General features: G+C 73.6%; 16 protein-coding genes and 1 pseudogene. 10 read left to right on the forward strand and 7 right to left on the reverse strand.

Features of this window, described 5'->3' with window-relative positions; genetic code table 11:
- Window positions 1–71 precede the first annotated feature (71 nt).
- Entirely contained in the window at window positions 72–2,507 is a 2,436-nt protein-coding gene (locus AB0F58_RS06630; RefSeq protein ID WP_357138977.1) for a transglycosylase domain-containing protein, read from the reverse strand.
- Between the two features lie 402 nt (window positions 2,508–2,909).
- Between AB0F58_RS06630 and AB0F58_RS06635 the strand changes: the two genes are divergently transcribed.
- Window positions 2,910–3,227 carry a WhiB family transcriptional regulator gene (locus tag AB0F58_RS06635; protein WP_357138980.1) on the forward strand — a complete coding sequence of 106 codons (318 nt, stop codon included), beginning with the start codon at window positions 2,910–2,912 and terminating at the stop codon, window positions 3,225–3,227.
- A gap of 63 nt (window positions 3,228–3,290) precedes the next feature.
- On the opposite strand, the gene AB0F58_RS06640 is transcribed toward AB0F58_RS06635, so the two are convergent.
- From AB0F58_RS06640 to AB0F58_RS06650, 3 genes are read right to left on the reverse strand one after another with little or no spacing between them, the layout of a single operon-like run.
- Complete coding sequence (locus AB0F58_RS06640) at window positions 3,291–4,439, reverse strand: ArsA-related P-loop ATPase (protein WP_357138984.1); 1,149 nt, start codon at window positions 4,437–4,439, stop codon at window positions 3,291–3,293.
- Window positions 4,440–4,493: 54 nt separating this feature from the next.
- Entirely contained in the window at window positions 4,494–5,471 is a 978-nt protein-coding gene (locus AB0F58_RS06645) for an ArsA-related P-loop ATPase (RefSeq protein WP_357138987.1), read from the reverse strand.
- 26 nt (window positions 5,472–5,497) lie between these two features.
- Window positions 5,498–6,121 (reverse strand): hypothetical protein, encoded by a 624-nt coding sequence (locus tag AB0F58_RS06650; protein WP_357140371.1) that lies wholly within the window; start codon window positions 6,119–6,121, stop codon window positions 5,498–5,500.
- A gap of 621 nt (window positions 6,122–6,742) precedes the next feature.
- Here AB0F58_RS06650 and AB0F58_RS06655 point away from each other — a divergent pair.
- The 7 genes and pseudogenes from AB0F58_RS06655 to AB0F58_RS06685 all read left to right on the forward strand — a co-directional run bounded on the left by AB0F58_RS06655 (window position 6,743) and on the right by AB0F58_RS06685 (window position 14,623).
- Window positions 6,743–7,219, forward strand: coding sequence for a hypothetical protein (locus AB0F58_RS06655; RefSeq protein WP_357138990.1), 477 nt, complete (start codon window positions 6,743–6,745; stop codon window positions 7,217–7,219).
- A gap of 46 nt (window positions 7,220–7,265) precedes the next feature.
- Window positions 7,266–7,421 carry a DUF4177 domain-containing protein gene (locus AB0F58_RS06660; RefSeq protein ID WP_357138993.1) on the forward strand — a complete coding sequence of 52 codons (156 nt, stop codon included), beginning with the start codon at window positions 7,266–7,268 and terminating at the stop codon, window positions 7,419–7,421.
- The gene (locus tag AB0F58_RS06665) at window positions 7,418–7,879 is read left to right on the forward strand and encodes a RidA family protein (RefSeq protein ID WP_357138996.1); all 462 of its coding nucleotides are present in this window, start codon (window positions 7,418–7,420) and stop codon (window positions 7,877–7,879) included. Before AB0F58_RS06660 ends, AB0F58_RS06665 begins: the two co-directional genes overlap by 4 nt.
- A 125-nt stretch (window positions 7,880–8,004) precedes the next feature.
- Entirely contained in the window at window positions 8,005–8,841 is an 837-nt protein-coding gene (locus tag AB0F58_RS06670) for an MBL fold metallo-hydrolase (protein WP_357138997.1), read from the forward strand.
- A pseudogene (locus AB0F58_RS06675) lies at window positions 8,838–12,419 on the forward strand (adenylate/guanylate cyclase domain-containing protein); the annotation flags it as partial. The gene AB0F58_RS06670 and the pseudogene AB0F58_RS06675, both read left to right, overlap by 4 nt.
- 203 nt (window positions 12,420–12,622) lie before the next feature.
- A complete protein-coding gene (locus AB0F58_RS06680; protein WP_357139000.1) occupies window positions 12,623–13,081 on the forward strand; it encodes a hypothetical protein in 459 nt (152 codons plus the stop codon).
- 30 nt (window positions 13,082–13,111) lie between these two features.
- Window positions 13,112–14,623, forward strand: coding sequence for a serine/threonine-protein kinase (locus tag AB0F58_RS06685; RefSeq protein WP_357139003.1), 1,512 nt, complete (start codon window positions 13,112–13,114; stop codon window positions 14,621–14,623).
- A 103-nt stretch (window positions 14,624–14,726) separates the two neighbouring features.
- Here AB0F58_RS06685 and AB0F58_RS06690 read toward each other — a convergent pair whose 3' ends face one another.
- Complete coding sequence (locus AB0F58_RS06690) at window positions 14,727–15,044, reverse strand: hypothetical protein (protein WP_357139005.1); 318 nt, start codon at window positions 15,042–15,044, stop codon at window positions 14,727–14,729.
- 126 nt (window positions 15,045–15,170) lie between these two features.
- On the opposite strand from AB0F58_RS06690, the gene AB0F58_RS06695 reads away from it, so the two are divergent.
- Both AB0F58_RS06695 and AB0F58_RS06700 read left to right on the forward strand, forming a co-directional pair.
- Complete coding sequence (locus tag AB0F58_RS06695; protein ID WP_357139007.1) at window positions 15,171–16,106, forward strand: transporter substrate-binding domain-containing protein; 936 nt, start codon at window positions 15,171–15,173, stop codon at window positions 16,104–16,106.
- On the forward strand, window positions 16,103–17,197 hold the full coding sequence (locus AB0F58_RS06700; RefSeq protein WP_357139009.1) for a hypothetical protein: 1,095 nt from the start codon (window positions 16,103–16,105) through the stop codon (window positions 17,195–17,197). Before AB0F58_RS06695 ends, AB0F58_RS06700 begins: the two co-directional genes overlap by 4 nt.
- Window positions 17,198–17,209: 12 nt before the next feature.
- Here AB0F58_RS06700 and AB0F58_RS06705 read toward each other — a convergent pair whose 3' ends face one another.
- Together AB0F58_RS06705 and AB0F58_RS06710 are read right to left on the reverse strand one after the other, a co-directional pair.
- Window positions 17,210–18,373, reverse strand: a complete 1,164-nt coding sequence (locus tag AB0F58_RS06705; protein ID WP_357139010.1) for an acyl-CoA dehydrogenase — start codon at window positions 18,371–18,373, stop codon at window positions 17,210–17,212.
- Window positions 18,370–20,355, reverse strand: coding sequence for a biotin carboxylase N-terminal domain-containing protein (locus AB0F58_RS06710; protein WP_357139012.1), 1,986 nt, complete (start codon window positions 20,353–20,355; stop codon window positions 18,370–18,372). Before AB0F58_RS06710 ends, AB0F58_RS06705 begins: the two co-directional genes overlap by 4 nt.
- Between the last annotated feature and the right edge of the window lie 172 nt (window positions 20,356–20,527).

Consider the following 20,527-nt stretch of genomic DNA (forward strand, 5'->3'; position numbering starts at 1 on the left):
TACCGGAACTGACGAGGGGCCCCTGTCGTCGCTGGTGTGCGACGGCAGGGGCCCCTCGTGGTGTCCGACGGTTACCCGTTGGGACGGTCCGTGCCACCACCTCGGGGCGGGCCGCCCGGTGGGGTGCCGCCACCGTTGTCGCCGCCCTCGTTGCCGGTGCTGATCTGGATGGTGACCACGCCGCCCTTGATGGTGCGGCCGTCCGGGCTGGTGCCGGCGACGCTCCCTGCCGGGCAGCTCGAGGCGATCCGGACGTCGCTCACCACGACCTCGAAGCCGGCGCCCTTGAGCCGGTTGCGGGCGGTGTCGACGGACTCGCACCGGACGCGGGGGATGGAGCGCTGGTCACCCGTGACGATCTTGCCGCTCGGCGGGGTGAAGTTGACCCGCTCCTTGCCCTTCATCGCGTCCCGCAGCGTCTCGTACACCGGCGGGTTGATGCCGTCCCGCTGGTTGTGCTTCATCTTGACGTTGGTCTGCGGCCAGTCCGGGTCGGCCATGATGCCGGCCACCGCGTACTGCTTGGTCATCGCGACCAGCGAGGCGGTCTTCTCGGAGTCGGTGGTGCCGGACTTGCCGGCCACCGGCGCGTCGACGATGCCACGCACGTTCGGGGCGGTGGCACCGCTACAGCGCGAGGTCGAGGAGCGGTCGCCGAGCGGGCAGCGGGCGGCGTCCACGGCGGCGCGGGCCACCTCGGTGCTGATCCGCTGTTCGCAGCGCGGGTTGGCGATGTCCAGGGTCTTGCCGTCCGGGCCGGTGATCTTCTGCACCGGGATCGGCTCGCAGTACTTGCCGTCCGCGGCGAGGGTGGCGTACGCGTTCGCCAGTTCCAGCGGGGTGGTCTGCGAGACACCCAGGGTGAACGCGCCCCACTGGTTCGCGGCCTGGTCGGTGGCGGCGAAGGTGGCGTCGTTGCTGGCCCGGAAGGTGATGCCGAGCTTCTGTGCCGCCTTCACCACGTTCTTCGCGCCGACCTGCTGCTGGAGCGGGACGAAGAAGGTGTTCACCGAGCGGCCGAAGGCGCTCCACATGTTGTGCGGGCCGGCCATGCTCTCCACCGAGTTGGTGGGGCAGTAGTTGCTCGTTCCCGGGCAGGCGGCCTTCGAACCCCGCTCCACGATGTACTCGGACTTGAACTGCTTCGGCGAGTTGATCGTGTACTGGAGGGGGATGCCCTTCTCCAGCGCGGCCACGATGGTGAAGATCTTGAACGTCGAGCCGGCCTGGTAACCGGTGATGCCGTCGCCACCGCTGAGCAGCGGGTTCACCGTGTTCGGGTAGTTGCCCAGCTTCTTGTTCTTCTTCCGCTGCACCGGGTCGCTGTGCGGCTTGTTCTGCGGCTTGTTCGGGTCGTCCAGCTTGTAGTTCCGGTTCACCGACAGCGCCCGGACCCGGCCGCTGCCCGGCTCGACCACGGCCACCATCGCGGCTTCCTTGCTGGTCACCGGCTTGGCCTTGCGCACCGCCCTGTCCGCGCCCCGCTGGGCCTGGACGTCGAGGGTGGTGACGATGTTGTAGCCGCCGCTCTTGAGCCGCCGCTCCCGGTCGTACGTGGTGGAGCCGAACTCCTCCTGCTGGAGCCACCAGCGGTAGAGGTAGTCGCAGAAGAAGCCCCACTTGGCGTCCCGGGTCTGCACGCAGCCGTTCGGCGCCCGCTTGCCCTTGACGGTGAGCTTGACCGCCTTGGCCTTCTCGCCCTCCTCCTTCGAGACGGCGCCGATCTCGACCATGTTGTTGATCACATAGTTGCGGCGCTCCACCGCGAGCGGGTAGCCGCTCTTGGTGGTCGGGTCGAAGCTGGTCGGCGCCTTCACCATGCCGGCGAGCATGGCGGCCTCGTCGACGGTCAGCTTGGCCGGCGTCTTGTTGAAGTAGACCTGGCTGGCGGCGAAGATGCCGTACGCGCCGTTGCCGAAGGCCGCGATGTTGAGGTAGCGCTCCATGATCTCGTCCTTGGAGAACTTCTTCTCCACCTGGACGGCGTACTGCATCTCGCGGACCTTGCGGGCGGTGGTGTCCTCGGTCGCGGCCACCACGTCGGCCGGGTGGCTCGCCGAGTACGCGATCGCCAGCCGGACGTACTGCATGGTCAGCGTCGAGGCGCCCTGCTGGGAGGCCGCGCCGGAGCTGTTGTTGACGAACGCCCGCGCGACGCCCTTGAAGTCGACGCCGTTGTGCTTGTAGAAGTCGTGGTCCTCAGCGGCGACGATGGCCTGCCGCATGACCGGGGCGACGTCCTTGAGTCTGACGTCGCGGCGGTTCTCGTCGTACATGGTCGCCAGCGGGGTCTTGGCGTCCGAGGCGAGCAGGTAGCTGATCTGCGGGGCGCGCTTGACGGTGAGGTCCGGCGGCAGCTTCCCGAGTGTCTCCGCGCCCGCCTTGGCGGCCAGCCCGGACATCGCCACCGCCGGGAACGCGGCGGCCGCCACCACCACCCCGGCCAGCAGGCCGCATATCAGGAGCGATGCGGCGTTGGTCAGCAGATTGTGGTCACGTTTCCGCATCCAGGTCACCTCGACAGAGTACGCGAGTAGGTATTGGGCGACTTCGGGGCTGGTTTCCCCCATTTCCTGCCTGCGCCGCCCTCGTTGTGTTAAACGCACGACCCCCGGTACGGGGTTGCGCGACACGGCGGACGAGTGTCCCCGGATCGTGGGGACGCCGCCGGGTTTTCAGGCGGTCGGCCGGGGTATGCGGCGGGCCGAAGCCCGAGACGCGCGATGTGTCCGAAATGATGGATTTGGCCGACAACGTTGCGTAATCGGGTGACTACAGAGCATGATGATGGCGGCGACAGAGCCAGATGTCGTCCGTGCCGCCTTGGGGAAGGTCGGGCGCGGGTGACCGGGGGAAATCCGGCTGAACCGCACGGAGTCGGTAGGTACTGCAAGGGGGGACGAGTACAGATGGGCATGATCACTGACTGGCCGTCGTTGGCGGCGTGTCAGAACGGAGACCCGGACGCCCTGTTCGTACAGGGCGCGGAACAGAACGTGGCGAAGCGGATCTGCCGGAGCTGCCCAGTGCGGTACGAGTGCCTGGCCGACGCGCTCGACAACCGGATCGAGTTCGGTGTGTGGGGCGGCATGACCGAGCGGGAACGCCGGGCGCTGCTGCGCCGGCATCCCCAGGTGACGAGCTGGCGCAAGATGTTCGAGGCCGCCATGCGCAAGAACGCCAAGGACAAGGCGGGCAAGGACAAGATCCTGGTCAACGTGGGGTGACCCGCGCCCGGTGCCGGGCCCGCCCGGCACCGGTCACGCTCACCGGAGCGTGTGCCGCAGCACTCAGGTGTGGCTGATGGCCGCGCCGATCGTCCGCAGCCCGTCGACGTCGTGCACGTCGGCGGGCTGCGCCGTCACCGCCACCGTCGGCACCGCCGGGAACGCCTCACCGAAGGACGCCGCCACCTGCTGCTCGCGGGCCGACTGCTGGAGCAGGGCGGCGTGCGCCCGGAGCACGTCCACGGTGGCCTCGTGGCCGCCCAGCTCGGTCAGCCGGTCCGCCGCGGCGAGGCTCTCCGTCGCGTCCGGGGTGGTGACCGCCGGCCGGTGCACCCGGTTGAGGACCAGGCCGGCCAGGGGCATCCGTTCCTCCCGCAGCCGGCCGGCGAAGTAGGCGGCCTCCCGGACCGCGTCCGGCTCCGGCGTCGCGACCAGGAGGAACGCCGTCTCCCGGGCCTGGAGGATCCGGTACGTCTGCTCCGCGCGCTGCCGGAAGCCGCCGAACATCGAGTCCAGCGCCGCGACGAAACCGGAGAGGTCGGTCAGCAGCTGCGCGCCGAGCACCTTCTGCACCACCTTCGAGAACATCCCGAACGAGGCGGTGACCAGGCTGAACATGCTCCGCCCACCGCTGCGCGCCGGGGCGAGCAGCAGCCGCAGCATCCGGCCGTCGAGAAAGCGGGAGAGCCGGGCCGGCGCGTCGAGGAAGTCCAGCGCCGAGCGGGACGGCGGGGTGTCCACCACGATCAGGTCCCACTCGCCCCGGGCGTGGAGCTGCCCGAGCTTCTCCATCGCCATGTACTCCTGCGTGCCGGCGAAGGTCGAACTCATCGCCTGGTAGAAGGGGTTGGCGAAGATCTCCGCCGCCTTCGCCGGGTCGGTGTGCTGGAGCACCACGTCGTCGAAGGTCCGCTTCATGTCCAGCATCATCGCGTGCAGCTCACCGCCGCCGTCGGTGTCGAGCCCCTTGACCTGGCGGGGCGTGTTGTCCAGCTCGGTCAGGCCGAGGGACTGGGCGAGCCGGCGGGCCGGGTCGATGGTGAGCACCACCGTGCGCCGGCCGTGCCGCTCCGCCGCCCGCAGCGCGAGCGCCGCCGCCGTGGTCGTCTTCCCCACTCCGCCCGCACCACAGCAGACGACGATCCGCACGCCGGGGTCGGCGAGGATGTGGTCGACGTCCAGCAGCGGCGCCGCGTCTTCGGAAGGCACCAATCGAGCGTATCGGGCTCGTGCGGCTCTCCGCGCCGTGCCGGCCGCAGGTGTGAGTCAATCCGCCCGGACGAGCGCGGCGGCCAGCGTCTCCAGGCCCTCCCGGTCCACCCCCGCCGGGAGCAGCGGGAGCTCCACCAGCGGTCGGCCCAGGTCGGTCAGCTCCGCGCGGAGTGTCTCCTCCAGATCCCGCCGAACGGCCTGGTCAACCGCCTCGGTGTGGAGTCCGGCCACGGTGCTCCGGTCGGCCGGGAGCCCGGCGGCGAGCAGCCCCCGGCGCAGTTCGGCCTGACTGGTGGCGCGGCCGGCGGGCAGGGGGGGCCGGGTCGCGTTGACGATGATCCGCCCGACCGGGAAACCGAGCGAGGTCAGCTCGGTGACCGCGTCCAGCGTCTCCTGGATCGGCATCTCCTCCAGGAGCGTGACCACGTGCACCGCGGTCATCGGGGAGCGCAGCAGGGCGGCCACCCCCTCGCTCTGGGTCTTGATCGGTCCGACCTTGGCCAGCCGGGCGGTTTCCGCGGTGACGTTCAGGAACCGGCCGATCCGCCCGGTGGGCGGAGCGTCCAGCACCACCGCGTCGTACGCCCGGCGCTGCCCACTTCTCCGGCTGGTCGCCTCCTTGACCTTGCCGGTGAGCAGGACGTCGCGCAGGCCGGGGGCGATGGTGGTGGCGAAGTCGATCGCGCCGAGCTTGCGCAGGGCCCGGCCGGCCGCCCCGAGCTTGTAGAACATGTCGAGGTACTCCAGCAGCGCCTCCTCGGCGTCCACCGCGAGTGCCTTCACCTCCCCGCCGTCCGGCGCGTCGGTCAGGTGCCGCTCCTCGTACGGGAGCGGGTCGGTGCCGAAGAGCTGCGCGATGCCCTGCCGCCCCTCCACCTCCACCAGCAGCGTCCGGCGGCCACCGGCGGCCAGTCCCAGGGCCAGCGCCGCCGCCACGCTGGTCTTGCCCGTGCCGCCCTTGCCGGTCACCACGTGGAGGCGGGCCGGCCACCCGTGGCCGGCCGGGTCGACCGGCTGCTCAGCTGCTCGCACCAGTCGAGCCTAACCACCGGTCGGGATCAGCCGACCTCGCAGACCCACCAACCGGTCTCCTGGACCACGGTGAACCGCAGCTCCTGGTTGGTGATCTTCTCGTCGGCGGTGGTCACGGTCACCGTGGTGGTGACGGTGGCCCGCTCCTCGGTCCGCTCGTCCACCTTCGGGTCGGTCCACCGGAACCGGGGCGTGTCGTGCTCGGCGACGTACTTCTCCACCTCGGCCACCTTGGCCGCGATCTTCTCCCGGTCCCGGGCGGAGGAACAGACCAGTTCGGTCGCCCGGCCGGCGTTGCGGTCCTGGTAGACGGCGGTGAGGAAGTTCTTCACCGCCGTCGTCGGCTCGTCCGCGCCCTCTCCGGAGTCGGCTCCCCGCAGCAGGAAGAAGGCCGCCGTGCCACCACCGGCGCAGAGCAGCAGGGCGACCACCACGATGATCGAGGCGATCAGCAGCCCACGCTTCTTGCGCGGCGCGGCCGGCGGCGGGTAGCCGGGCGGGAACGCCCCGCCGGGCGGGTAGGCGTTGCCGGGCTGGTAGGCGTTTCCGGGCGGGTAGGCGGTGCCGGGCGGATAGGCGTTGCCGGGCGGGTAGCCGCCCTCGCCCTGGGCCGGGTACCCGGGGGGCGGCGGGAAGGAGCCGCCGGGCACGGAGGGGGACACCGGTGCGCCGTACCCGGGTGCGCCGGACACCGGCGGGGGGACGGGTGCGCCGTACCCGGGCGGCGGGGCCGGGGTGCCGGGCGGGGGCGGGTATCCCGGCGCGCCACCGGACTGCGGGGCGGGGCCGTACGGGCCGTCGGGCTGGGGCTGGCCGGTGTCGAACGGCGGACCGCTCGGCGGCGGGTACGGGCCACCCTGCGGCGGTTGGGTCATCGTCTCCCCCGGGAGTGCGCTACGCGGTCACCGGCGGCGGTGACGCTTCTGTCGGTCGGGTCGGGAGCGCCGACCCGACCGTGAGGGTAGCGGTCTGCGGGGTGCGCCGGGGGTCCCGGTGCTGATGTCACCGGTGCCGGCCAACCTGGTCGGCGTCGTCGTCGGTGCCCGGTGCGGGTGGGCGGGGCCGACTACCGGTGGAGTGGCCGGCGGCGATATCCGCAACCGGACGATCGGGCTGTCGCATATATGACTGTCCGTGATGATTCGAGCGCGCCCAGTTGCCGGTGTCGGATTTCGGCCCTACGTTCGGCCCCGGCGCGGGGGAAGAGTGCGGGCGTGACGCCCACCCGCAGACGGCAGATCGGACAGGTATCGACGCCCGGAGGCAGTTGCATGCGCGACGCGGAGAACACTCCCCGTACCCAGTTCCCCGACGGCGACCGGTGGCCCGCACGCCGGGGAGAGGCCGGGGACGCGGCGGTGGCGTCCCCGTGCAACGAGCGGCCGTACCGGCGGTCGTCCGACCAGGTCGAACCCCTGCGCCTGCGGGCCCTGCCGGTCGAACGCGGCCAGGACGACGACGAGCCCGGCTACGTGATCCACCTGCCGGTCCGGGTGCTGGACCTCCCGGCGGCCACCGCACTGGCCGGCCGGGTGGCCGACTCCCTCGGCTTCCTGCCCGAGCTGGACGCCGGGGAGACCACCGTCTCCACCGCCGACGACCAGAACAACCGACGCCGGGTCTTCTGCGACCTGCTCCTGCCCGACCGTTCCCGCTGCCCCCAGCGCTACCGGCACCCGGGCCCCTGCGGGGAGGCGCCACTGGTCCCGGAGCCGCGTCCCGTGCCCCGGCCCTCGACCGGGCCGTAGGCTGTCGGCGGAACATCCACCCCACGACAACGGGAGCCCGGCAACGATGCAGAAGTGGGAGTACGCCACCGTTCCGCTGCTGGTCCACGCGACCAAGCAGATCCTCGACAACTGGGGCGAGGACGGTTGGGAACTCGTCTCGGTGATCCCGGGGCCGAACCCGGAGCAGCTCGTCGCCTACCTGAAGCGGCCCAGGGCATGACCGCCACGCCGTACGCCAAGCTCGCCGAGCTGGGGCTGGAGCTGCCCGACGTGGCTGCTCCCGTGGCCAGCTACGTGCCGGCGGTGCAGTCCGGGCGGACCGTCTACGTCTCCGGGCAGCTGCCGATGGCCGAGGGGAAGCTCCTCGCCACCGGCAAGGTCGGCGCCGGGGTCTCCGCCGAGCAGGCCAAGGACCTCGCCCAGCGCTGCGCCCTGAACGCGCTCGCCGCGATCGAGGCGCTGGTCGGTCTGGAGAACGTGGTCAAGGTGGTGAAGCTGACCGGCTTCGTCGCCTCGGCCCCCGGCTTCACCGGCCAGCCCGGCGTGATCAACGGGGCCTCCGACCTGTTCGGCACGGTCTTCGGGGAGGCCGGGCGGCACGCCCGCAGCGCGGTCGGCGTGGCGGAACTGCCCCTGGACGCCCCGGTCGAGGTGGACGTCATCGTCGAGGTCGCCTGACCGGTCCCGTTCGACGTGACCCTGCCCGGCGGGCTGCGGCCCGGCCGGGCGGGGTACGCGTCCCGCCGGGCGGTACGAATTTCAAGATCGCGACGAGTGGCCCGTCGGGTCGTACGATCGCAGCCATGACGGGGCACATGACGACGCCGGCGGCCGCGCTGGCGGATTCGCTGCCGGACTGGGTGACGCTGCTGCGCGCGCCGAATCCCGGCCCGATGACCCTCGACGGCACCAACACCTGGCTGCTGCGCGCTCCCGGGCACGACGAGGCGGTCGTGGTCGACCCCGGGCCCGCCGACGAGGAGCACCTGGCCCGGATCGCCGCGCACGCGCCGATCGGGTTCGTGCTGGTCACCCACGGGCACCCGGACCACACCGACGGCTCCCGCCGCCTGGCCGAGCTGCTCGGCGGGGTGCCGGTGCTCGCCGTCGACCCGGCGCACACCATCGACGCCGAACCCCTCGGCGAGCCCTGGGAGTCCTTCGGCGGTTCCGGTCTCCTGATCGACCTGGTGCCCACTCCCGGGCACACCGCCGACTCGGTCTGCTTCCTCGTCGACCACCAGGGCGAACAGGTGGTGCTCACCGGTGACACCATCCTCGGCCGGGGTACCACCGTGGTCGCCCACCCCGACGGTGACCTCGGGGACTATCTGACGAGCCTGGGACGGCTGTCGGCGTACCGGGGAATCGTCGCCCTGCCGGGACACGGCCCGGCGCTGGCCGACTGCGGTGCGGCGGCCGACTACTACCTCGCCCACCGGCGTGCCCGGCTCGACCAGGTCCGGGCGGCGGTCGCCGCCGGCGACACCACCGCCGCCGAGGTGGTCGCCCGGGTCTACGTGGACGTGGACCGCTCGCTGTGGTGGGCGGCCGAGTGGTCGGTCCGGGCCCAGCTGGAGTACCTCGGGGTGACGCCCCGGGAATCCGGTGGCGGAGAAGCGCGGTTGGACCAACCGTGACCTGCCCGGTGTGTAAGACCGTCGCCGTGCCCGGCGCCCGGTTCTGTCACAACTGCGGTGCCGCGCTACCGGCCGCCGCGACCCTGCCGGCGGCCGAGCGTCGGGTCGTCACCGTGCTCTTCGGTGACCTGTCCGACTTCACCTCCTGGTCGGAGGACCTCGACCCGGAGCGGGTCGGCGCGGTCACCGACCGGGTGCTCGCCGCGCTCGCCGGGGCGGTCAAGACCTTCGGCGGGCACGTCGACAAGCTCACCGGCGACGGCATCATGGCGGTCTTCGGCGCGCCGGTCGCCCACGAGGACGACGCCGAGCGGGCCGTGCGGGCCGCGCTCTCCATGCAGCGGGCGGTCCGCCGGGTGCTCGACGACGAACGCGGTGGCGGCGCCCCGCTCGGCCTGCGGGTCGGGCTGAACACCGGGGACGTGATCGCCGGCATCCAGGCCGCCATCGAGTACACGGTCATCGGCGACACGGTGAACACCGCCGCCCGGCTGGCCGACGCCGCCGCCGTCGGCGCGGTCTACGCCGGGGCCCGCACCGCCGCCGCCACCCGGCACGTCGCCTCCTGGCGGGCGCTGCGCCCGCTGCGGCTCAAGGGCAAGCGCGAGCCGGTCGAGGCGTACGAGCTGCTCGGTCTCCTGGACGCGCCGGGCACCCGATCCGGCCTCGGCGACGAGGCCCCGTTCGTCGGCCGGGAGGCCGAGGTCGGCCGGGTCGCCGGCCGGCTCGCCGAGGTGATCGACCGCACCGAGCCGAGGGTGCTGCTGATGACCGCCGAGGCGGGGATCGGCAAGTCCCGCTTCGCCGCCGAGGTGGAACGCCTCGCCGCCGGGTACGACGTCGGCGCCGGCCGGTTCGCCGCACACACCGGCGCGCGGGTGCTCTCGGTACGCTGCGCGGCCTTCGGTGAGCGTCGCCGGCTCGCCCCCCTCGCCGACCTGGTCCGGGCCGCGGTGGGTCTGCCCGGCGACGCCGCGACTGCGGTCACCCGACCCGCCGTGGAGGAACGGCTGCGCCGCCTCGAACAGCGGCTCGCCCGGGTGCAACCGGTGCCGCCGCCGCTCGCCACCGAGCAGTTGCTGGCCCTGCTCGGCTACGTCGATCTGCCCGGCGCGCACGGCGGCCCGGCCGACGACGCGGAGTGGAGCGCGAACAGCCCACCGCCGGACGCCGAGGCGGTGCCGACCGCGGTGGCGGGACTGCTCAGCGGGCTCGCCGCCGAGGCCCCCCTGGTGGTGGTCGTCGACGACCTGCACGACGCCACACCCGAGACCACCCAGGCCCTCGGGGTGACCCTGTCCCGGCTGGCCGGGCCGGTGCTGGTGCTGCTGCTGGGCCGCCCCGAGCTGGTCCGGACGGCCGGCGCGCTGACCCGGCTCTCCGAGGCCGAGGTGTACGTGCTGCCCCCGCTGCGCGGCGCGGACGCCTCCCGGCTGCTGACCACCTACCTCAGCGGCGGGAAGCTGCCCCAGGCCGACGCCGACCGGCTGCTCGCCACCGCCCAGGGCAACCCGTTCTACCTGGCCGAACTGGTGACCCTGCTGATGGAGCGGGGTGCGCTGACCGCCGGGGCGGAGCGGGACGGCACCGGCGTCGCGACCTGGCGGCTGGCCCCGGGCTCGCTCGGCAGCCGGCTGCTCTCCCGTGACCTCGCCGCCGTGCTGGCGGCCCGGATCGACGCGCTCCCGACCGAGGCCCGCTCGGTGCTGCGGGACGCCGCCGTGGTCGGTGACACCGTGCCCAGCGGGACGCTGGAGGCGCTGCGGGAACGGCGTACCGGGCGGGACGGCCGACCGGCCGCCGTGGTCGCGGTCGAACACGACCGGGCCGTGGAGGAGCTGCTGCAACGCCGGATGCTGCACCGCACCCGGACCGGCTACTCGTTCGCCACACCGCTGATGCGGGAGGCCGCCTATGCCGGGGTCAGCAAGGCGGACCTGGCCGACCGGCACGCCGCGCTGGCCCGCTGGGCCGCGCCGGCCGACTCCGGCGACGCGCCGGTGCCCGGCGGGTTCACCGACGCCGCCCGGGACGAGTTCGTCGCCGAGCACGCCGAGCGGGCCACCGCGCTCGCCGACGCGGTCCGGCTCCGGCCGGACGCGCCGGCCCGGACGGTGGCCCCGCTGGGCGTGGCCGCGCTCGACCGGGCCGCCCGCCGCTCGCTCGCCGCCGGGGAGCCGGCGCTCGCCGTCGAGTACGCCGAACGCGCCGCCGAGCTGGCCCGGGACGGGCTGCCGGTGGTGGCCCGGGTGGTGCACGCCCGCGCGCTGCTCCAGGTGGGGCGGGCCGCCGACGCGCTGGCCTTCGCCGAGAAGATCGCGGCCAACGCCACCGACGACGGCGCGACCCGGGCCAACGCGCTGCTACTGGCCGGGCAGGCGTACCAGAACCTCGGTGACCTGGGGCGGGCGGTGGCGGTCTGGCAGGAGGCGTTGCAGGTGGCCGCCGCCGCCGAGCTGCCCACGCTGCGCGCCTCGGCGATGCGCCGGCTCGGCATGGCCGACTTCGTCACCGGGCGGCTGGGGCAGGCCAGCAGCCGGCTCGCCGCCGCGTACCAGGTCAGCCTGGCCGCGCAGGACCCGCGTGGGCAGGCGTGGTCGTTGCAGAACCTGGCCTGGGTGACCACCACCCGGGGCGACTTCGCCGGCACCGACGCGGTGCTCGGCCGGGCGGCCCGGCTCTTCGCCGAACTGAAGGACCCGTACGGGCGGGCCTGGCTGCGCGGGACGACCGCGTTCGCCCGGCTGCTCGCCGGCCGGTTGCGCGAGGCGTACCGGCTGGCACGGATCTTCCTGCCGTTCGGCGAGCGGATCGGCGAGGCGTGGGTGGTCGGCACGCTGCGCGCGGTCGAGGCGTACGCCGCCGCCGAGCTGGGCGAACTGGCCGAGGCGGATCGCTCGGCCCGGCGCGCGTACCGGGACTTCGTCGCCGCCTCGGACGACTGGGGCCGTGGCTTCGCCCTGGTGGTACGAGGTGCGATCGCCCGTGGACTGGGCGAGCCGGAGCACGCCGCCGACCTGCTCACCGACGCCCTGGAGGACGCCGGGCGGACCACCCACCCGCTGCTCACCGGCATGGCCGGCACGCTGCGCGGCTTCGTCGCCCTGGACCTCGGCGACGGGGCGGCGGCCGAACGGTACGCCCGCGAGGTGCTGGCCGCCGTGGAGCCGCACAATCCGCAGGCACCGGCGCAGGTGGCCCCCCGGGTGCTGCTGGCGATGGCCCGGCTGGCGGCCGGTGACCCGACCACCGCGGTGGGGCTGCTCGCCCCGGTGGCGACCGCCGGCAACACCCCGGCGCTGCTCATCTCCCGCCGGCAGACCCTGGCCCGGTACGCCTCGGCGCTGCTCGCCCTCGGTCAGCACGAGCAGGCGCTGGACTGGGCCCGCCGGGCGGTCGCCGCCCCGGCCGAGGACGTCCGCAGCCAGGTGATCGCGGCGTCGGTGCTGGCCGAGGCGTCCGCCGCGTGCGGTCGTCCGGTCGAGGCGCTGGCCGCCGCCGAGGAGGCGGTCCGGCTGGCGTACGCGACGGAGCAGCGCAGCGAGCGGGCCGGCACGGAGGCGCTGCGCGCCCGGCTGCTCCGCGCGGGCCCGCCCGATCCGGTCACCCCGCCGGCTCGGGCGGAGGCGTCGACGGCCGTGTCGGGCACGCCCGCGACACCGGACTCGGTCGGTTCGGTGGGATCTGCCGGTTCCGCCGATGCCCGGACGGGCCGTGACGGCTAGCGTTGAGGACCACAGCGGTGGTCCACGGTGACGGCCGTACCCACAGGAGGACCGTCATGAGGCTGCCGCGCTCCGCCGCCGGCTGGACCATCGCGGTCTTCGGCGGGATGGCACTGCTGAGCGGCGTGCTCGGGCTGCTCTGGCCGGCGGCCCTGCTCGGCCTGCTCGGTCTCGCCGTGCCGCCGACCCGGGCATCCGGCGACCACACCGGCGCCTTCCTGGTGGCGTCCTCCATGGCGGCGTTCAACATGGGGGTCTACTACCTCCTCGCGGCGGTCAGCGAGTGGCGCGCGTTCTTCCGGTTCACCGTGGTGTTCCGGCTGGTCACCGTCACCGTGTTCACCCTCGTGGTGGTGGCCGACATCGCCCCGGTCGGCTTCCTCGGAGTGGCCGGGTGGGAGGGCGTGGGAGCGTTGGCGACCGCGGTGGGTCTCCGGTTGGACGCCCGCCGGGACCTCGCCGACCCGCCCGACACCGGGAGGCCATCCACGCTGGTCACCGGTGCGGGGCGCTGAGCCGCCGGACGAGTTGGGTATTTTCGAGCTGTGACCGCCACCCCGCCCGGCGCCCTGCCGAAGCCCATCGTGCCCGGTCTGACGGATTTGCAGGTGTTTGCCCGTGGTGGCTACGCCACCGTCTACCGGGCCGTGCAGATCTCCGTCGGACGTGAGGTCGCGGTCAAGGTGGAGAACCGCACCCTGGACAGTGAGCGGGACCAGGCCCGCTTCCTGCGTGAGGCGCGGGCCGCCGGCCGGATGTCGTCCCACCCGCACGTGGTGGACCTCTTCGACGTCGGCGTCACCATCGACCAGCATCCGTACCTCATCATGGAACTCTGCGACGGGTCGTACGCCGAACGGATGCGCACCTCCCCGCTCGGCCCGGTCGAGGCGCGCGATCTCGGCGTCAAGATCGCCGACGCGCTGGCGCACTCGCACGCGGCCGGGGTGCTGCACCGTGACGTGAAGCCGGCGAACATCCTGCACTCGCAGTTCAACTCGGCGGTGCTGGCGGACTTCGGGCTGGCGGTGCTCGCCGAGGTGCGGGATCCGACGGTCACCATGGAGGTGCTCACCCCGGCGTACGCGCCGCCGGAGATGTTCAACCACAGCCCGCCCTCGCCGGCGGTCGACGTCTATTCCCTCTGCGCCACCCTCTACGCGGTGATGCACGGCCGACCCCCGCGCTGGCAGTCGGAGCGCAACCCGAGCCTGGTCACCGTACTGGAGATGTTCAACCACCCGATCCCTGGACTGCCCGGCGTGCCGGACGGGCTGCTCGAGGTGCTCCGGTGCGGGATGTCGAACGACCCGCGTTCCCGCCCCTCCGCGGTCGAGCTGCGGGGTCTGCTGGCCGGACTGCCGCTCGACCCGGCGGACTCCCCGCACCACGGGGGGACGACCTTCGTCGGGCCCTGGCGGCCCCCCGGCCCGGCCGAGCGCACCGGCGACGAACCGGCACGGGGGCACACCGGTCAACCCGCACCCCGTACCCCGGCGGAGCAGGACCACCCCACCGTGCCGGCGCCGGTGCGCCGCCGGCGGCGCTGGTTCCTGGGCGGAGCGGGCGTGCTCGCCCTGGTCGCGTCGGCGGGTGCCGGGGCCTGGGTGGCCGACAGCTCCCGGACACCGGACCCGATGCCGTCCACCACCACCGTCGCCGGGGTGTTACCGGGCTGTGTGGACGGTGCGACCGAGCTGCCCGCCGGGGGCCGCTGTGCCGACGAGTTGCAGTGCTTCGGCCCGGTCCGGGTCCGGGGCACCCGGGCGCAGGCCGTCCGGGTCCGGTGCGACCGGCGGCACACCTGGGAGAGCTACGCCGAGGGCGACCTCCCCACCGACCTGGTCGGCGCCGCCCACGACGCGGTCAAGGCGGCACCCTCGATCCGGCAGGTCTGCAACCCCACGACGTTCCGGCTGACCAGCGGCCTGACCCACGAGGACGGCTGGAAGCTGGAGGTGTTGCCGCCGGAGGACACCGACCCCGACCGGACGTACCGCTGCCTGGCCGGGCGGGGGGTCGACGGCCTGGCCACACCGACCCTCAGCCTGGGCTGAGCCGGGGGCTCCGCCGCCACCCACGCGGCCAGCCCGGCGGCCCGGGAGCGGCCCGCTGCGGTTCGATGGCCCGGGAACGGCCCGCGCCGGCCCGGCGGTGCGGTCAGCGGTCGCGGAGCCGGGCGCGCAGCGCCGCCACCATCATCGGATCGTCGAGCGTCTCCAGGGTGTCCGCGTCGATGCCGCGCAGGCCGCCGGTGACCTGCTGCGGGGGCGCGGCCACCGGGGTGGCCGGCGGTTGGTGGCGGGCCGCGTCGACGGCGACCCCCGAGGTCATCGCGAGCAGTACGACGAGGATGGCCAGCACCACGCCCAGGAAGTCGTCCCGACGCAGGACGACCATGGTGGCCAGGACGGCGACCGTCGCGAGCACGGCGGTCACCGCCAGGATCCGGGCACGGGATCGGGGTAGACGCGTCACCCGTCCAGCATCGTCCGGTTACCCGCGCTGTCAACCGCGCGGGCCGTTTCCGTCCACGTGCGGCACGTGCTGGAGTCGATCGACTACCCTCGGTGGCCCGTAGGTCCGTTCCTCGGGAGGCCGTCCATGAACAAGCTGTCCCGGCCCCACCTCCGATCGATCGTCACCGCGCTGGCGGTCACCCTGACACTCTCGCTCGCGGCGGTCGCCGGCTGCGACAGCCGGCAGGAACCGCAGGTCCCCTCGGTGCAGGAGAAGCTGCGCGAGACGCAGGTCCACGGCCAGCCGAAGCTGCGGATCGGGGTGGCGACCCTCGACCCGCTGCTCGGCGGGCAGAAGAACGCCTTCGTCAACTTCGAGGTCGAGATCGCCCGGTACATCGCCGCGTCGCTGGGCTACGAGGGTGACCAGCGGATCGACCTGGTGCCGCTGGCCACCGAGGACCGCATCCCCGCCCTCCAGAGCGGTGCGGTCGACCTCGTGGTCAGCAGCTTCTCGATGACCAGGGAGCGGGAGACGCAGGTGCTCTTCGCCGGCCCGTACTTCGTGACCACCCAGGAGGTCCTGGTCCCGCTCCGCCTCAAGGACCGGGTCCGGACCATCGAGGACCTGCGCGACCCCAAGCTGCGGGTCTGCGCCAGCGGCGGATCGACCAGCGAGGCGGAGCTGGAGGAGCACGGCATCCGGCCCCGGGTGGTCAAGGACGTCAGCGACTGCGTCCGGGGCATCCGCGAGGGCCTGTACGACGTGGTCAGCTCCGACGAGGCCATCCTGGCCGGGTTCCGTTCCCAGTTCGCCACCGAGTTCCAGATCGTCGACATGCCCTTCGGCACCAGCGAGCGGATCGGCGTCGGCGTGCCGATCGGGGACCGGGCGCTGCGCGACCTGGTCGCCTACTTCCTGGACAAGAGCTACCAGCAGGGGCGCCGGGACGGCAGTAGTCCCTGGTTGACGGCCTACCACACCACGCTCGGCCCGTGGCTGAAGGCGGACCTGCCGCAGCCGCGGCCGTTGGACGTGCCGGACCTGGTGGACTTCGACGACAAGGCGCCGACGCGATGAGCGCCCCCGTCGACGACCACGCGACCGTCCGGGAGCCCGCCCCGGCCGGCGACGACCACCGGGCGGACCCGGCCGGGCGGCGGGACCGGGACACCGACCAGGCCGAGCGGCGGGCGCGGGCCAGCCAGTCCTTCTGGACGTTCGTCGTCGGCGTGCCGGCGGTCTTCTCGGTGCTCCGGCTCGCGGTGGAGGCCGGGGGAGAGCTCCAGACCACGCTGCTGCTGGTGGCGAACGTCGGCCCGGTGAACCTGATCGCCGGCTTCCTCACCACGGCGGCCCAACTGGTCTCCACCGTCCTGGTCGCCGTCTTCGCCCTCGGCGCGGTCTTCGCCGTCAGCGCCGACCGGGCGGGCCCCGACGCCACCGGCCGCGTCCCGGCGGTCCGTCCGCCGATCTTCGCCCGGTGGGCCGACATCACCCCGGCCTGGCTGGTGCTGACGAGCTTCCTGTTCGCCCTGGTCACCTGGGAGCTGCTCTACCTGCCGCTGCTGCTGCCGGCGATGGCCGCCGCGTTCCAGATCACCCCGGAACGGCTGCACGAGCGGCTGCTGCCCCGACTGCTGCTCCTGCTCGGTCTCCTGACGGGATACGGCTGGCTGGTCTGGCCGACCGTGCTCGACGCCGGGGCGCAGCGGGACGTGGTCGCCCTGCTGCTGCTCGGCGGGCCGCCGCTGCTCGCCTGCGCCGTCGCCGGACCACTGCCCCGGTCGGTGCTCCGTCCACTCGCCCCGATCACCCAGACCGCCGTGCTGGTCGTCCTGGCCTGGGCCGCGCTGCCGGTGATCACCACTCCGGTGCTGCCGCTGACCGTGGTCACGGTCTCCGCCGGCACCGGGGGGAGCGAGGACGTGCGGGGGCACGTGGTGGCCGTCGACGACGTGCACATGACGATCCTGGAGGCGCGGGGCGGGGTGCGGTTCGTCCCGGTGGACCGGGTCGAGGCGCAGGTGCTCTGCCCGAACGAGGACGAGCTGCCCCGGCACCGGCTGCGGATCCACGACTTCCACGTCGAGGACTCGCTGCTGGAGGGGCTGGGCCGGCGGGTGCGACCGGTGCACCGCATCGACGCCGCCTGCCGTACCCCGGCCTGAGCGGCGCGCCGCTCAGTACGAGCGGTCCTGACCGAGCACGTGCTGGGCCACGAAGTTGAGGATCATCTCCCGGCTGACCGGCGCGATCCGGCCGGCACGGACCGCCCCGAGCAGGGTGGCGACGCCGTACTCGGTGGTCATGCCCGCGCCGCCGTGCACCTGGACGGCGGTGTCCACGGCGAGCGCGGCGGCCTCCCCGGCCGCGTACTTGGCCATGTTGGCGGAGATCCCGGCCTCCAGGTCCCGGCCGGCGTCGTAGAGGGCGGCGGCCTTGTAGATCATCAGTCGGGCCAGTTCCACCTGGATCGCCGCGTGCGCGAGCGGGTGGGACACCCCCTGGTGCGCGCCGATGCTCCGCCCGCCCCAGACCGCCCGGCTGGCGGTGTACTCCGAGGCGCGCTCGATCGCGTACCGACCGGTGCCGGCCCCCATCGCGGCGACGGTGATCCGCTCCGGGTTCAGGCCGGCGAAGAGGGCCGGCAGGCCGGCATCGGGCGATCCGCCGAGCAGCGCGTCGGCGGGCACCCGCACGTCGTCGAGGTAGAGCAGGAACTGGTTCTCCGGGGAGACGATCTCCATGTCCAGCTTCGACCAGGTCAGCCCGGCCGCGTCCGTCGGCACGACGAAGAGCGCCGGTTCGAGCTTCCCGGTGCTGGCGTTCTCGGTCCGCGCCACCACCAGCACGTGCTGCGCCTCGTCGACCCCGGAGATGTAGCACTTGCGCCCGGAGAGCAGCCAGTCGTCGCCGTCGGGGCGGGCCACCGTACCGAGCCGGTGGAAGTTCGATCCGGCCTCCGGCTCGGTGATCGCGAAGACCACCTTCAGCGAACCGTCGGCCAACCCGGGCAGGAACTCCTGGCGCTGCCCGTCGGTGCCGTGCCGGGCGATCACCGTGGCGGCGATGGCGGGGGAGACCACCAGCAGCAGCAGCGGACAGCCGGCGGCGGCCAGCTCCTCGCAGACGATCGCCAGCTCGGTGATGCCGCCGCCCCCGCCGCCGTACTCGGTGGGGATGTTGACCCCCAGGTAGCCGAGCCGGCCGGCCTCGTCCCACAGTTCGGTGGTGTGCTCGCCGGCCTTCGCCTTCGTGACGAAGTACCGGTGGCCGTACCGCCGACCCAGGCCCCGGACGGCGTCGCGGAGCTGCTCCTGCTCGTCGGTCAGGTCGAAGTTCATCGCACGTCCTCCTGGATCGGGTCGACCACGGCCAGCACGGTGCCGGTCTCGACCTGCCCGCCGGCCGGCACCGGCAGCTCGGTGACGACACCGTCGGCCGGGGCGAGCACGGGGTGTTCGAGCTTCATCGCCTCCAGCGTCAGCAGCAGGTCCCCGGCGGTGACCCGGCGACCCACGTCGACGTGCCGGCGGGTGACCGTGCCGGGCAGCGGCGCCAGGAGCGAGCCGGCGGTCAGCGCGGCGGTGGGCAGCGGGAGCCGGGGCAGCTCGGTGAGGCTCGTCGCCCCCTCCGGGCCGTCCACGAAGACCTCCGGCCCCACCCGGTGTACGCGGTAGGTCCGCCGCACCCCGTCGACGTCCAGCACCACCCGGTCCGCGGCGGCCCCGACGAGGGTGACGGTCCGCTCGTCGGACGGGTCGGTGGACCACTCGGCGAGCCGGCCGGCGCGGTCCAGCCGGTACCGGACCTCGATCTCGCCATCCGCTCCGGAGAAGCGGGTGACCTGGGGAAACGCCGGAACGTTCCGCCAGCCGGACGGGAGGGAACCGAGCACCGGCGCCTCGGCGCGGCGGGCGGCGGCGCAGGCGAGCGCGCCGGCGAGCGCGGTCAGCGGCAGCTCGTCGGCCGGCAGCAGCGGGGCGAAGACCTCCGGGCACCGGTCGAGGAAGCCGGTGTCGACCTCGGCGGCCAGGAAGTCCGGGGTCCGCAGCACCCGGACCAGCAGGTCCCGGTTCGTGGTCACCCCGTGCAGTTCGGCGCGGGCCAGCGCACCGGCGAGCAGCCGGGCCGCCTGCGCGCGGGTCGGCGCCCAGGCGACGAGCTTCGCCAGCATCGAGTCGTAGTGCACCCCGACCGTCGAGCCGTCGACCACGCCCGAGTCGAGGCGTAACCCGGCCGACCGTAGGGTGCCGAACTCGCGCGTCACGTCGGGGATCGAGAACCGGTGCAGGGTGCCGGTGGCCGGCCGACAGTCACGTGCCGGGTCCTCGGCGCAGAGCCGTACCTCGATCGCGTGGCCGCGCGTCGACGTCGGGTCGGTGGCCTGCTCCGGCAGCGGCTCGCCCTCGGCCACCAGCAGTTGCAGCCGGACCAGGTCCAGGCCGGTGGTGAGCTCGGTGACCGGGTGCTCGACCTGGAGGCGGGTGTTCATCTCCAGGAAGAAGAACTCCCCGGTCGGGGCGAGCAGGAACTCCACCGTGCCCGCGCCGACGTAGCCGACCGCCCGCCCGGCGGCCACCGCCGCCTCGTGCAGCCGTTCCCGCAGGCCGGACGGGAGGACGCCGGGGGCCTCCTCGATCAGCTTCTGGTGCCGGCGCTGGATCGAGCACTCGCGTACCCCCTGTGCGGCGACCGTGCCGTGGCTGTCCCCGAAGATCTGCACCTCGACGTGGCGGCCACGCTCGACGTACCGCTCGACGAAGACCGTGCCGTCGCCGAACGCGCCGGCCGCCTCACGGCTCGCGGAGGCGACCGCCGCGGCGAGGCCTTCGGCGTCCCGGACGACCCGCATGCCCCGCCCGCCGCCGCCAGCGGACGCCTTCACCAGCACCGGGAAGTCGGTGACCGCGTCGGGGTCGGTCCAGGTCGGCAGCATCGGCACGCCGGCCTCCGCGAGCAGCGCCTTGGCGGCCATCTTGTCGCCCATCGCGGCGATCGCGGCGGCCGGCGGACCGACCCAGGTCAGCCCGGCGTCGGTCACCGCCGCCGCGAACACGGCGTTCTCGGCGAGGAAGCCGTACCCCGGGTGCACGGCGTCCGCGCCCGTCCGGCGGGCCGCGTCCAGGAGCAGATCGACCCGGAGGTACGTCTCGGCCGGCGTGTTCCCGGGCAGGCGTACGGCGTGGTCGGCCTCGGCGACGAACGGCGCGTCGGCGTCCGCGTCCGCGTGCACGGCGACGGTCTGCACGCCAAGCGCCCGACAGGTGGCGAAGATCCGGCGCGCGATCTCACCCCGGTTGGCCACCAGCAGTCTTGTGATCACGGTGCCCACCTTTCGTTCGCGGCTGTGGGACTCCGCTGCGCTGCGTTCCTCGCGCTCACGGTGCCCACCTTTCGTTCGCGGCTGCGGGACTCCGCTGCGCTGCGTTCCTCGCGCTCACGGTGCCCACCTTTCGTTCGCGGCTGCGGGACTCCGCTGCGCTGCGTTCCTCGCG

This window comes from Micromonospora sp. NPDC023956, assembly GCF_040639195.1.
Taxonomy (GTDB): domain Bacteria; phylum Actinomycetota; class Actinomycetes; order Mycobacteriales; family Micromonosporaceae; genus Micromonospora.

Coding starts and splice junctions, on each gene's coding strand:
- AB0F58_RS06630 (WP_357138977.1), bottom strand. CDS start 2,507: ATGCGGAAACGTGACCACAATCTGCTGACCAACGCCGCATCGCTCCTG.
- AB0F58_RS06635 (WP_357138980.1), top strand. CDS start 2,910: ATGGGCATGATCACTGACTGGCCGTCGTTGGCGGCGTGTCAGAACGGA.
- AB0F58_RS06655 (WP_357138990.1), top strand. CDS start 6,743: ATGCGCGACGCGGAGAACACTCCCCGTACCCAGTTCCCCGACGGCGAC.
- AB0F58_RS06660 (WP_357138993.1), top strand. CDS start 7,266: ATGCAGAAGTGGGAGTACGCCACCGTTCCGCTGCTGGTCCACGCGACC.
- AB0F58_RS06665 (WP_357138996.1), top strand. CDS start 7,418: ATGACCGCCACGCCGTACGCCAAGCTCGCCGAGCTGGGGCTGGAGCTG.
- AB0F58_RS06670 (WP_357138997.1), top strand. CDS start 8,005: ATGACGGGGCACATGACGACGCCGGCGGCCGCGCTGGCGGATTCGCTG.
- AB0F58_RS06680 (WP_357139000.1), top strand. CDS start 12,623: ATGAGGCTGCCGCGCTCCGCCGCCGGCTGGACCATCGCGGTCTTCGGC.
- AB0F58_RS06695 (WP_357139007.1), top strand. CDS start 15,171: ATGAACAAGCTGTCCCGGCCCCACCTCCGATCGATCGTCACCGCGCTG.
- AB0F58_RS06700 (WP_357139009.1), top strand. CDS start 16,103: ATGAGCGCCCCCGTCGACGACCACGCGACCGTCCGGGAGCCCGCCCCG.
- AB0F58_RS06705 (WP_357139010.1), bottom strand. CDS start 18,373: ATGAACTTCGACCTGACCGACGAGCAGGAGCAGCTCCGCGACGCCGTC.